General features: G+C 72.1%; 9 protein-coding genes. All 9 read right to left on the minus strand.

Annotated elements, in window-relative coordinates:
* Positions 1-4 precede the first annotated feature (4 nt).
* A complete protein-coding gene (locus VE326_08980; protein ID HYJ33337.1) occupies positions 5-4,015 on the minus strand; it encodes a translocation/assembly module TamB domain-containing protein in 4,011 nt (1,336 codons plus the stop codon).
* Positions 4,015-6,090, minus strand: coding sequence for a BamA/TamA family outer membrane protein (locus VE326_08985; GenBank protein ID HYJ33338.1), 2,076 nt, complete (start codon positions 6,088-6,090; stop codon positions 4,015-4,017). The genes VE326_08980 and VE326_08985 overlap by 1 nt, the downstream gene beginning before the upstream one ends.
* A gap of 10 nt (positions 6,091-6,100) precedes the next feature.
* The gene (rseP, locus tag VE326_08990; GenBank protein ID HYJ33339.1) at positions 6,101-7,480 is read right to left on the minus strand and encodes an RIP metalloprotease RseP; all 1,380 of its coding nucleotides are present in this window, start codon (positions 7,478-7,480) and stop codon (positions 6,101-6,103) included.
* Between the two features lie 64 nt (positions 7,481-7,544).
* On the minus strand, positions 7,545-8,738 hold the full coding sequence (locus tag VE326_08995) for a glycosyltransferase (protein ID HYJ33340.1): 1,194 nt from the start codon (positions 8,736-8,738) through the stop codon (positions 7,545-7,547).
* Positions 8,735-9,832 (minus strand): glycosyltransferase, encoded by a 1,098-nt coding sequence (locus tag VE326_09000; protein HYJ33341.1) that lies wholly within the window; start codon positions 9,830-9,832, stop codon positions 8,735-8,737. Before VE326_09000 ends, VE326_08995 begins: the two co-directional genes overlap by 4 nt.
* Positions 9,829-10,614, minus strand: a complete 786-nt coding sequence (locus VE326_09005; GenBank protein HYJ33342.1) for a glycosyltransferase family 2 protein — start codon at positions 10,612-10,614, stop codon at positions 9,829-9,831. Before VE326_09005 ends, VE326_09000 begins: the two co-directional genes overlap by 4 nt.
* A complete protein-coding gene (locus VE326_09010; protein HYJ33343.1) occupies positions 10,599-11,666 on the minus strand; it encodes a glycosyltransferase family 9 protein in 1,068 nt (355 codons plus the stop codon). Before VE326_09010 ends, VE326_09005 begins: the two co-directional genes overlap by 16 nt.
* Positions 11,653-12,723 carry a glycosyltransferase family 9 protein gene (locus VE326_09015; GenBank protein ID HYJ33344.1) on the minus strand — a complete coding sequence of 357 codons (1,071 nt, stop codon included), beginning with the start codon at positions 12,721-12,723 and terminating at the stop codon, positions 11,653-11,655. Before VE326_09015 ends, VE326_09010 begins: the two co-directional genes overlap by 14 nt.
* Positions 12,716-13,210: an adenylyltransferase/cytidyltransferase family protein gene (locus tag VE326_09020; protein ID HYJ33345.1), complete on the minus strand. Its 495-nt coding sequence runs from the start codon at positions 13,208-13,210 to the stop codon at positions 12,716-12,718. Before VE326_09020 ends, VE326_09015 begins: the two co-directional genes overlap by 8 nt.
* Positions 13,211-13,215 lie beyond the last annotated feature (5 nt).

Below are 13,215 nucleotides of genomic sequence, written 5' to 3' on the forward strand. Positions count from 1 at the left end.
CGGGCTAGTACTCCAGTCGGACCTTGAGGTCGAGGTTGTATTCCTCGGGAGGACGGCCTCCGGGCGTGGCGTTCCGATCGGTGCGCTCTCCCTTGAGCAGGAGATGCCGCGTGACGCGGTACTCCGCGCCGATCCGCTGCTCGACGGCCCCCGAGAATTCGCGAGAATAATTGATGTAGAGGTCGCGCGTCACATACTTTCCCGCCCCCACGACGCCCACGTCGAGCGGACCCGAGCCGGTCTCGCCGCCGGCGCGCGCGCCGGTGCCGAGATCGAACGTGTCGATCCAGCCGCTCTGCGAGAGCCACCGCTCGGCATTGCGGAAGAGGTAGGCCTGGATCGGCAGCGCGAGCCCGCCCGCGCCTCCGTTTCCGCCCGTGCCGTCGCCGCTCGCCTCCTGCGAGGGGGTGAACTGCCCGTAGGTGAGCATCCGCCAGAGATCCGCCTGGGAGTAGCGGCTGTCGGGATTGGGATCCCAGAGATGGACCTCGGGGCGGCTCGCCCTTCCGGTCAAGGATACCTTGATGACCGTGGGCGATCCCTTAGAGACCGGGATCGTCGTCTCGCCGTCCACCGCCAGCTCCGGATCGGTCCGGTCGAGGCTGCTGAAGATGAAATCGCCGCTCAGGTTCTGGATCTCGCGCGTGAACAGGTAGTAGCGCCCCTTCCGCACGGTCATCGTGCCGAGCGCGAGGTTCCCCTCCCCCTTGTTGAGCAGCCGGAGATTCCCCTGAAGCTCCACCTCGCTGTCCACGGTGCGGTAGAAGAGTCCCTGCGGCACGTCCACGCTCACGTCGTAGTAGAACGGCAGCACGATCTCCTCCTGGTCGGTGGCGGCCAGGTCGAGCGTGAGGTTCCCCTTGGCGAGCGTGGACGATCCGGTGATGAAGGGGATCTGCCTTCCGTCCTCGGTCGTGCCGTTGGCGATGGTGAAGGTCCCCGTGAGCTGCATCGCGTAGGTCTCGCGATCGGTCACCGTGAAGTTGGAGGCGTTCACCTTGAACGAATACTTCCCCGGCGGCCCCGCCTCGATCGGGATCGCCTTGCCGGCGAGACCGCCCCATTGCCAAGTCCCGCTCCCGGTGAGCTTCCCCTTGGCTCCCTGCATCCCCGTCATCGACGTGATCGTGAGCTGGTTCTGGTCGAACGCGCCTTCGAGCTGGATCCGGCTCACGATCTCCTCGCGGCCGGCCAGGCGCACGACGCCGTCCTTGAGCTTGACCGATCCCTGGATCGCCGGCGCCCGCGGTGTGCCCGAGACCCCCGCCATGACGCTGAACTTACCCGTGCTCGAAGCGACATAGGCCGGATAGATGACCGAGGCGAGCTTGAAGTCGGCGTCGGTGATCCGGACGGTGAGCTGGAACGGACGGTCCCGTAGCAGGCGGTCCTTGGCAAAAAAGGAGAGATCCACCGGGATCTGCCCCGTGATGGAGGAGACGCTGCCGCTCTGCGTGAGGTCGAGCCGGGTGATCCGGAGCGTGCGCTCGGCGTAATCGAGGTCGGCGCCCGTGATCGCCCCGAGGACGCCGCGGAAGGCGATCCGCGGCGAGGTGGCGTGGATGGCCGCCACCGGCATGAGCCCCGTCCCCGAGACGTGGGCGGTGAACGTCGCCGTCCCGTCGAGCGAACGGAGCGAGGTGTCGGCCGGGGCGAGCAACGAGAGATCGAGCGAATCCACCCGGGCATCCAGGTCGAGCGCGGCGTTCTTCGCCCAGGACTCGTCGCGCCTGGCGATGCCGCGAAGCCATGCCTCCAGGGAGACCGGCGCCCGGATCGTTCCGGTGAGCGCGGCGCGACCGTCGGCGGCCGCCCAGCGCGCCCGGTCGATCCGCAGCACGCCCGGCGCGTAGGCGAGCGCCACGGACAGGCTGTCGCCGTTGATGCCGCCCCAGGAGGGGCGGAGCACCGCGGCGTCGACGGTGAGCGCGGGGTCGGAGAGCGGGCCCGACACGTGGAACGATCCCTCGATCTCCCCGCGAAGGGAATCGCGCGATGCCGCGAGTCCTGGGATGCGCGTCGCGTCCAGCCCCGAGAGCCGGCCGTCCGCGTCGATCCGGGCGCGGCGCAGATCCCAGTCGAACGCGATGTCGGCGCGGCCCGGGCGCATGTCGAGCGGCAGGGACGCCGTCTTCACGTGCCCCTGGCCGAACACGAGACGCACCGGCTCGAGATTCCGGAAGCGGAGCGTCCCGGCGGTCAGCACCATCGAGTCGAGAACGGCGGTGGTCTCTTCCTTCCCCGGGGTCACCGTGCCCCGGAACGCCAGGGTCGAATCGCCCGCCGACTGCACGTAGCGCTCGATCACGATCTTCTTTCCGAACGAGACGGTCGCCGCCGCGTTGCCCAGGGGCCGTCCGGCGGCGCGGATGCCGCGCGCCGTGAGGTAGGCGCGGGCCGTGCCGTCGGTCCCGAGGCGGCCGGCGGCGCTCACCAGCAGCGAGTCGTAGCCCGCGCCGTTCGTGAGGCGCCCGTCTCCCAGCGAGGCGCGCGCCTCGAAATCGGGCTGGCGGATCGAGCCCGACAGATCGGCCGTCAGGCGGCCCCGTCCCGACTGCGCGGCCACCGGCGACATCAGGCCGTTCATCGCGGCGAGATCCTCGATCGAGGCCACCACGTGCGCGTCGATCGTCTGGTCCGGCGCAAGGCGCGCGCGCCCGAGAAGGCGTCCGCCGGGCACGTCCACCCAGCTGCTGTCCAGGACCGTCGAGCCGTCGGCGCCCGTCGCCACGTGGAGAAGTCCCTGCCGCATGTCGAGCCGCCCGAAGCGGCTCTGCTCCAGCGCCACGGTCGCCGCGACCGTCGCGCGCGGGCGGTTGAAGCGAATCAGAAGGCGCGACGTGCCCGCGAGCGCGCCGGACGGCATGTCGTCGGGCGCTTTCCACCAGGGCACCGCGGCCGGGTCGATGCCGTGGAACGTGATCGAGGCCTGGAGCGGGCCTCCCGGTCCCAGCGCGAGGACGCCGCCGCCGGTGGCTTCGGCGCCGCGCACGCGGACGCGGAGTCCCGAGAAGGTGATGCGCTTGGGCGCCAGCGCGGCCGTCACGGCCAGGGTGTCGAGCGTCTCTCGATTCACCGTTCCCGCGAGGCAGGCCGTGGCCTTGCCGTCGGTCGGCGTTCCCTCGAAGGAGATCTCGCCCGAGAGCCGCCCGTCGGTCTTGCCGGCGCCCACCAGCCCCGAGACGTCCCCCAGGCGGAGCGGATCGAGGCGGAGGAGGCCGTCGGCGGCGCGCCCCGCGCGGAGGTCCCAATCGACGCTGCCCCGCACCCGCGAGTCGCCGTAGGCGACGACCAAGGGATCCACCCGGAGCGAGGATCCGATCACGGTCATCCCGCCGCTCGCGCGCACGCGGCCCCGCGAGCGCGCCGCGGGATCAGGCAGCCCCGAGAGCTCGTCCAGGACCAGCGTGGACTGGCCGGGGCCGGCCGTCAGCACGCCGCGGCCCTGCACCTGGGTGAAGCGGAGATTCCTCCAGTCGAGCGAGACGACGCCGTTCTTGGCGGCAATCGCGACCCGGGTCGTCCCGCCGGTTCCGCGCCGCGCCGGGTGCGACGCGAACTTCGGGAACACGACGCGACCCGCGCGGTCGTGCACGAGCCGGACGGTCAGGGAGTCGATGACGGCGGTGAGGCTCCGGTCCTTGCGGAAGAGGATGCCGAGCAGGTCGTAGTCCACGTGGACGCTCTTGGCGGACGCCCACGTGACCTCCCCGTCGGCGGTCTTCACCATCAGCCGGGGCCGTTCGAGGATGGCCCCGCGGAAGAGGGTGCCCGAGACCCGGCCCGCCTCGATCCGCGTAGAGTCGGTGCCCACCTGGTGGTTCAGGATCGCGACCAGCTGGCGCGAAAGAGCCGGATCGCCCCCGGAGAGGAGCGACGTCAGCACCCCGACCGCCGCCGAGACCACGAGGAAGGCGAGCACGATCCCCACGACGAAGAAGCGGACCGCCTGAAACCCCCAGCCGCGAGGTGCGGGAGCCGGAGGCGCGGGAATGTCGGTGGGTTCCGTGGTCATCAGAAGGCCTGGCCTACGCTGAAGTGGAATGTGCCCCGGGACGTGGCCGGATCCCGCTGGTCGGGTCGAGCCATGCGGAGCTTCCACCCGTAATCCAGCCGGAGGGGTCCCAGGGGCGTCGCGAAACGGATCCCCAGGCCGGCCGTGTACCTCATATCGTTATACCCCGCCCGGTCGCCGAAGCTCAGGAGATTCCTGGCATGAATATCGGTCGGGCGCTCCCAGACATTACCCCCGTCGAGGAAGGCCTCGGCCCCGAGCGGCCCGAAGAGCCTGTGGCGGATCTCGGCGTTGAGGAGCAGGAGGACTCTTCCTCCGACGCGGATCGTGGGGAGCCGTTGCGCCGGCGGGTTCCGCCCGGGGACGTCCACGGTGATGTAGTTCCCGGCCGCGTCGACCTGCGCCCTCGATCCCAGCTCATTCTCGCCGTATCCGCGCAGGCTGTTGGCGCCTCCGAGGAAGAGCCGCTCCTCGATCGGGATCAGGTCGATCGGGCTGGTCCCGGCCGTGACGCGACCCGCGGCCTGGGGGTTGATCAGGCCGAAGCGGATCCGGAACGCGGCGGTCGTCTTGAGGTTCACCGGGACGAAGGCCATGCCGATCCCTGTGTGCTTCAGGAACTGCGCGCTCCCGCTCAGGGCGCCCCCGACGAAGGAGGTCGACCCCAGCAGGTCGGTTCCCGTGCGCGGATCGAAGGGATTGTCGCGCGTATCCCGCTCCAGAGAGGCGACGAGCCGGTTGGTTTGATAGCTCTGGATGTTCGAGCCTCCCGTGGACTGGAAATTGACCGTGTCCGATACAACGTTTCGATGCTCGAAGGAGAATCGGCTGTGCGTGTGCAGCGTGAAATCGTACGAAAGGGCGCCGGTTCCCCCATAGGCGCGGTAGGGGCGAAGCGCCTGCGATCCGATCGTGGGCAGCAGGTGCTCGGCGTATCCCCCAACCGTGGCCGCGACGCGAAGGCCGAAGTTCCACGGACGCGTGAGCGACGCGTCGATCCGGCTGTCCCCAAGGCGAACCGCCTTGGGGTGCACCCGGAAGTAGGGGAAATGGACGTCCCCCTCGGTGCTTCCCTGCAGGCGCACGCCGAGGAGCCCGTTGGCGACCAGGCGCACGCCGTCGCGCCAGAGGTTCCTCTGCCCGAGCTGCGTCGTGAGGCGCAGCTGGTCCACCGTGCCGTACCCGACGCCCATCTCGACCCAGCCCATCTTCCGCTCGCGCACGTCCACGATCACGTCCGCGGTCTGTCCCAGGCTGTCCACCTCGCTCCGGTCGAACCGCACGTCGGAGTAGAACCCGGTGTCGTAGATACGCTGCTGGCTTCGAAGCAGCTTCGATCGCTTGAGCAGGTCGCCCCGGCCGATCGTGAACTCGCGCCGCACGAAGGTCGGCTTGGTCACGGACGTCCCCTCGACGATCACCGAATCGAGCCGCGTGACCGGGCCGGGCGCGATCCGGTAGACGATCGAAGCGCCGCTCGTGTCCACTTCCAGCGAGTCCCGCACGGTCGCGGCCACGTAGCCGCGCTCGGCGTACTCGTTGTGCACTGCCTCCCGGCTCAGGTCCTGCTTCGGGATGTCGAGCGGATCGCCCGGCTTCAGCTCCAGCACGTTCCGGAGCTTGTCCTCGGCCAGCGGTCCGGTGCCCTCGAAGCGAACCTCGCGGACACGGGCGCGCGGCCCCTCGGTGACGTAGAAGTGGACCTCGGCCTCGTTCCCCTTGGCGTCGAAGCGGAGCGGCACGCTGTCCACGCGGGCCTCGATGAAGCCGTGGCGCCGGTAGTAGTCCTGAAGCGTGAGGCGGTCGAAGCGGATGTAGTCGGGACGGAGCGGCCGCGTGCGGAAGAAGGGAAAGCCGCCGCGCCCCCGGGTGCGCAGGAGCTTCTTCAGCGTCCCGTCGCCGACCGAGGCGTTGCCGTGCATCTCGACCTTGCGGACGGTGCGCTCGACTTCGATGTCGCCGTTCTGGGCGAGAGCCGGCGCGGGGGCGAGGACCGCAAGCGCGGCGGCGAGGGCGGCCGCGAGCGCGGCGATGAGGAGGGCCGAAGCCCTTCCCGAGCCCTCGTCGCGCTTCAAGGGAGCGCGGTCAGGGCGTCGCGCGGCCCACGCTGTCTCCCGCCGCCGGGACCGTGAGCCGCTTGGAGATGTCGGCCTCCGCGCGCCGCCGTTGGGAGACGCGGTTCAGGTCATTGTAGAAGGAGAAGACCACGAGCCCGACGAGCACGATCAAGCCGATGCGCTGGAAGAAGAGCTGGGTCTTCAACGAGAGGGGGCGCTTCCGCACGCCCTCGATCAGGGCGAAGAAGACATGCCCGCCGTCCAGGATCGGAATCGGCAGCAGGTTCATCGCCATGAGGGCGAGGCTGATGAAGGCGGCGAAGAGGACGAGCTGGTCGAAGCCCCCGCTCGCCTGCTGGTTCGCGACCTGTGCGATGGCGATCGGCCCCGCGATGCTGTTGTGCAGCTTGACCGGGTTCGAGACGAAGCTCCAGAGCCCGGAGTAGATGAGACCGACCGTCTCCACCGTCTTCAGCACGGCGTACTTGGCCGCGGTGACGGGAGGAACGGTGCGGCGGACCGATATCTGCTCCACCGGGCCGATGCCGATCTTCCCCTCCGGCGTCGTGTGCACGGTGGCCCGGAACACCTGCTTCTCGCGCCCGATCGTGAGCGCGATGTCCTGGTCGGGGCGCTTGGTCACCTTCTCCTGAAGGTCGTTCCAGTTCGCCACCGGCTTTCCGTCCACGGCGAGGATCCGGTCCCCCTCGCGGATCCCGGCCGCGTAGGCCGGATTCCCGATGAGCACCTGCCCGATCACGGTCTTCATGTCCCACTGGACGCCGCTCGGAATGTCGGAGACCTGCTCGCGCGGCACGCTCAGCGCGACCACCCGGCCGCCCCGCTGCACCTGGAACGCCATCGGACCGGGAGCCTTCTTCGAGGACATCGCGTTCTCGATGGCGTCCCGGAGCTGCCCCATCGTGCGGGCCGGGACCCCGCCCCAGGTCAGGAAGGCGTCGCCGCTCTGCAGCCCGACCCTGGCCGCCGTGGAGTTCGCCTCCACGCGTCCGACGCGGGCCGGATAGTCCGACTCGGTATAGCCGATGGTGTAGAGGCCGAAGAAGAGGAGCATGGCGAAGACCAGGTTCGCGAGCGGACCCGCGACCGTGATCAGCGCGCGCCCCCACCACGGCTTTTCCAGGAATTCGCCCGCGTCTCCCTCCCGCTCCTCCTCGGGATTGTCCCCCGCCATCCGGACGAAGCCCCCAAGCGGCAGGAGCGAAATCCGGTAGTCGGTCTCTCCGGCCCGGAAGCCGAAGAGGCGCGGCCCCATGCCGATGGAGAAGGAGAGGACGCGGACCCCGAGCCACTTGGCCACCAGGAAGTGGCCCAGCTCGTGGACGAAGACGAGTACGCCCAGGACAAGGGCTCCGTACAGCAGGGTCGGCAGGAAGGCGGCCATCATGGTCCTCGGTAGGATGCGAATGGGAACAGGCTCGGCAACACGGTAACAGGTTGGGAATTCTGAATCAAGGCGGCCCGACCACCTCCCCGCCACCGGCCGCACGCCCCCTCGAACCAGGGAATCGGCCCAGGAGTTCCTCGTAAAGCGCCCTCGTGGAGGCGGCCGTCCGGTCGGCGGAGAAGGCGCGGGCCCGCTCCCTTCCCCGTCCGCCCATCGCGGCGCGCAGCGCGGGGTCCCCGGCGAGCCCCGCCATGGCGGCGGCGAGCGCCCCCGGGTCCCTCGGCGGGACGAGCAGTCCGGTGCCCCGGTCCTCCACGATCTCGGGGACGCCCCCCACGGCGGTCGCGACCACCGGCAGACCGGCGGCCATGGCGTCGAGCACGGAGGTGCCGAGCCCCTCCAGGTAGGAGGAGAGGACGAAGAGGTCGGCCGCGCGCAGGAGCGGCACGACGTCCTCGCGGAAGCCCAGGAAACGCACGCGCTCGCCGAGACCCAGCGATCGGTGCTCGGCGAGGAGCGCCTCGCGAAGGCCCCCCTCCCCCGCGATCCAGACGCGGAGCCGCGGAGCCCCGGCCACGGCCGCCGCCGCGGCGCGAAGGAGCGTGGTCTGGGACTTGTGCGGCGCCAGGGCCGCGACCTGAAGCGCCACCACCTCGTCCGGAGCGATGCCGAGCGAGGCGCGCGCCGCGGCGCGATCGAAGGGCGCCTCGAAGGGCGCGAGATCGATCCCGCTCGGGATCACGCGGATGAGCCGGCCGGAGACGCCGCTCGCCTCGAGCGCCCGCCGGACTCCTTCCGAGATGGCGGCGATCGCTTCGATCGGGAGGCCGTAGAGGAGGCGGCTTCCCCAGGACCCGCGCACCGGAAAATCCACGCGGCGGGAGAGGACGCGGACCGGTCCGGGTGCGGCGAGCGCGGCCATCGCGCCCAGGGCGTGCGCGCGCGCCGCGTGCCAGTGGACCACGTGCGGGCGCATCGCGCGCGTCACCGACGCGAGGCGGAGGATCGAATCGAGATCCCACGCCCCGCGCATCGGGACGCTATGCACCGGGAATCCCTCCGCGCGCGCGCGGGCAGCGAGGGCGCCCGACCCCGGCGCGGCCAGGTTGGGCTGGTCCCCGGCGTCGCGCTGGCGGCGCATGAGGAGCAGCACCTGCCGCTCCCCGCCGCGCCACGTGCGCTCGGAATCCACGTGGAGCACGCGCAGCGGCTCCCCCGCTCCGGGAGGGGCCGCGGCACCGGGCCCGGCCGCGTTCACCGCAGCCCGCCGCGCGGCCGACGGATCGCCTCGAGGAGGGCCGCGCCGACGCGCTCGGGAGTCGCGAAGCGGAGCGCCGCCTCGCGGCCCGCGGCTCCCATCGCCTCCCGGCGAGCCGGGTCTTCCGCCAGGGTCTCGATCGCTGCCGAGAGCGCTTCGGCGTCGCCGGGAGGCACCAGCGCCATCGGGGACGATCCCGGGAAGAGCTCGACGACGGCCGGCGAGCGCCGCGTCACCACCGGCACGCCCGCGGCGAGCGCCTGGTAGACCTTGTGCGGGATCACGCGCGCCGCTTTCTCCGTCGTGCCGAAGATGCCGAGAGCGACGTCGGCGTCCGCCAGGATCGCGAGCGCCTCCGGGTAGGGCACGCGCGGGACCCGGCGGAGGCTGCGAAGTCCCAGGGCCGCCGCGTCCCGGTCGGCCCGGTGCGCCGTCATCCCGTCCCCGACGAGGGTGAAGCGCGCGAAGCCGGCCCCACGCCGCGCCTCGAGGAATGCCGCGGCGCCGATCACCATCTCGACCCCGTGCAGCGGGAGAAAGCCGCCGACGTACACCACGTGAAGCGGCGCGCCGTCCCGCGCTCGCGTCGCCGCGCGCGCTTCTCCGAGCGCGAACGCGGCGCGGTCGGCGCCCACCGGCACGCGGGCGAGCTTCGAGCGCGGCACGCCGAACTCGGACGCGAAGAGCTCGCCGTGCTCCCACGTGTCGCAGAGGACCACGTCGGCGAGGCGCATCGCGACCGCGTCGCTCGCGCGGAGCCGCGCGGCCGCGACCGACCCGGCGCGGACGCGGCCCAGGTCGCGGACCTGGGTGTCCCAGCGCGAGACCAGAGGATCGAAGAGGAGCGGAGCGCCCGCCGCGTGCGTGAGGAGCGAGATGGGCGGCACGTCGCGGTGGCCGAAGGAGGGGACGACGAAGGCATCGGCGAGGGCGGCTCCCGAGAGCCACGCGCCGATCAGCTTCGCCTCGCGCGCCATCGGCCTGGCGGAGAGCGGATAGAGGCGCGCGTCCACGCCGTGTTCCACCAGTCCCTCCTGGAGCACGCGGACCCGCGGGTAGCCCGGATCGAACGCGCCGAGGAACGCGACCCTCACCGCCTGGGGTCTCGCGCGGATCCCTCCCGCGAGGCGATCTCCAGCTCCCAGCGCCGCGCGTACTTCATGAAGACCGAGAACGCCGCAAGCCCGCAGAGCACGATGCCGTGGCGCCCCTCCCGGAATCCTCCCTCGAGCAGGTACATGCGGAGAAAGCGGAGCGGCGGCCGGAAGAGGAGGCGCGCCGCCGACGCGCCCACGCCCCGCGCGCGGAGATCCTCGGCGGACCACCGGGTGTAACGGTGGAATTTCTCGAAGTACTGGTCCAGGTCGCGGTACGTGTGGTGGATCAGCGGCTCGAGCAGGCTCCCGACCCGCCCCGTCGCGATCGCGACCTCGGCGTGCACGTGGAGCGGCTCGTAGGCGCCCTGGGTGCGATCGAAGAGGCGGAGCACCCGGTCCCGCTGCCATCCCGCCGAGCGGATCGGCTTCCCCAGGAAATGGTTCGCCCGGCGGATCCAGTAGCCGTCGAGCCGGCCGCCGTCGGCGAGAACCGCCTCGATCTCGGCCCGGAGCGCCGGCGTGACGCGCTCGTCGGCGTCCACGATCAGCGCCCACCGGTGCGTGAGCTGCGGGAGCGCCCAGTTCTTCTGCGCCGCGGAGTTCACGTACTCGTGCTCCAGCACGCGATCGGCCGCGGCGCGCGCCGCCTCCAGCGTGCCGTCCGTGCTCCCCGAATCCACGACCACGACCTCGTCGGCCCAGCGCACCGACGCCAGGCAATCGCGCACGTTGGCGATCTCGTTCTTCACCGGGACGAGGACGCTCAGCGGCTCGCGCACGTCGTTCCCCGGGTCGCGGCGCGCAGGAGATCCCGCGCGGCCGCGGCCACCCGCTCCGCGGCCACGTCGCGCATGCAGCGCATGTGGCGGTCGCCGGGAAGCGGGCAGCGGTTGGCGTTGCAGTGCAGGCACTCGAGCCCCGCGGCCTCGACCGCCACGTGCGGTCCCTCGGGCGGGTGCCACGTGGCCGGGTTCGTCGGGCCGTAGACGGTCACCGTCGGGACGCCGAGCGCCGAGGCGAGGTGCTTGGGACCGGAGTCGTTCCCGATCAGGAGGGCGCAGCGCGAGAGGAGGGCCCCGAGCTCCTGCCAGCCGGTCGCGGGCGCAAGCAGCGAGGGGGTCTTCATGAGCGAGCGCGCCGCCTCGACGCGCTCCCGCTCCTCTGGCCCCCAGAGCCAGAGCGTCGTGCCCTCTCCGGCGAGCGCGTCCATCGCCGCCGCGAACCGCTCGGGCGCCCAGGTCTTCGCGGGCCAGGAGCCGGCCGGAGAGCAGGCGATGAGGGGCGGCGACGCGTTCGCGCGCCGAAGCCACGCATCCACCGAGGCCCGCGCCTCGGGAGCAACCTCGAAGCGGAGCGCCAGCCCCTGGGCCGGCAGGCCGAGCGCGCGGACCACGTCGAGCGCCGCCTCCGGCGCATAGCGCAGAACGGGGCGGCCGCTCGGCGCGAGCGGCTCCCGCGGGACGCGCACGGTGTAGGCGCCGCGCCGTCCGGGGATGTCGTAGCCGGCCCTCACGCGGGCGCGCGTGAGGCGCGTCAGGAATGCCGTGCGCGGATTGGATACCAGGTCGAGCACCAGATCGTAGCCGCCCCGCGCGAGCTTCGCGTAGAGGGAGGCCTGCGAGCGGAGCGAGCGGCGGTCGAACTCGATCACCTGGTCCACGTCGGGGTTTCCCTGGAGCAGGGCACCCATGCCGCGCGCGGCGATCACCGTGACGCGGGCGCCGGGGAGCCCCGCGCGCAGCGCGCGAAGCGCCGGCGTCGTGAGGAGCAGGTCGCCGCCGGCGCGGTGGCGGATCACCAGGACGGAGCGGACCCCCTCAGGCGGGAGCAAGCCGCGCCTCCTTACGCTCGAGCGCGCGCGCCACCGCCGCCAGCGCGTCGCCGACCCCGATCCAGTGGAGGCAGTCGAGGCGCGCGCACTCGTGACGGTGGCAGGGGCGGCACCAGATCTCCCGGTGGAGGAGCTGGTGCCCCTCGTCCGCTCCGTACGGAAACCAGATCTCCGGCACGGTCGGCCCCAGGATCCCGACGGTCGGCACGGCGAGCGCCGGGCCGGCGTGGAGCGGGCTCCCGTCGTTCGTGACCAGAACGTCGAGGGCGGCGAGCACGCCCCAGTACTCGCGAAGCGGAAGCCGCGGAAGGGACGGCGCGCCCGACCGCTCCGCCACTTCGGCCACGGTCCCCTCTTCCCCGGGACCGCCCAGGACCAGGGCGCGCGCTCCGAGGCCGGGGAGGGCGCGCGCGAGCGCCGCGAAGCGCTCGGGATGCCACCGCTTCGCGGGCCAGCGGTTTCCCACGTGCAGGCCGACGCGCGCCCCTCCCGGGGGCAGGAGGCCGTCCAGCCGCTCGCGCCCGCGGGCCGCCTCGTCGGCGGTCAAATGGATGCGCGGCGCGCCTCCCGAGGTCTCGATGCCGAGGGCGCGCAGCGCGCCCAGGTGGTGCTCGATCGCCGAGAGCGGCTCCCGCACCGGAGGAACGACGTGAGTGTAGAGATGGCGGCGTCCGCGGCGCGCCGGACCGACCCGTACCTGCGCCCCCGTCAGCGCGAGGAGCATCGCCGAGCGCGAATTGCCGTACAGGTCGATCGTCCAGTCGTAGCGCGCGCCGCGCAGCTCCCGCAGCACGGCGGCCGGGGCCGGCAGCGGAGACGGGGACGGACGGAAGGAGAGAACGCGATCGATCGCCGGATGGCCGACCGCCGCCTGCGCCGGATCTTCCTCGGCCAGGAAGTCGATCCGCGCGCCCGGGAAACGCTCGCGCAGCGCATCCACCAGCGGGAGCGCCAGGATGACGTCTCCGATCCGGCGGAGCCGCGAGACCAGGACGCGGGCCGGCGCCGGGAGAGGCGGAGCGGCAGGAGGAGCGTCCAGGGGGCGCGCGTCAGCCATCCGATCCACCCCGCCGGATCCGGCCGATCAGATCGCTGGAGGCGTGCTCCTTCGCGTCGCCGACGATGATCGTCCGCACGCCCAGCTCCCTCGCGATGCTCCGCTCGGGGACGGTCTCGACCGTGTAGTCGGTCCCCTTCGCGTGCAGGCCGGGGCGGATCCGGCGCAGCACCTCTTCCACGGTGTCCCCCTCGAACGAGGTCACGTGATCGACGCACTCGAGCGCGGCGAGCAGCTCGAGCCGCTCGGCCAGCGGAAGCAGCGGCCGCCCGGCGCCCTTGAGCCGCCTCGCGCTCGCGTCCGAGTTCACGGCCACGAGCAGCGCCCGTCCGGCCTGGCGCGCGGCGGCGAGGTAGCGGACGTGGCCGACGTGGAGGAGGTCGAAGATGCCGTTCGCGAGCACGAGACCCTCGCGCTCCCCGGGCGCGCGGTCCAGCCGGGCCGCGAGCGCCTCCAGCGACGCGATCTTCTCCGCCGCCGATCTCACGCCGG

This window comes from Candidatus Binatia bacterium, from assembly GCA_035631035.1.
Lineage (GTDB): Bacteria > Eisenbacteria > RBG-16-71-46 > SZUA-252 > SZUA-252 > DASQJL01.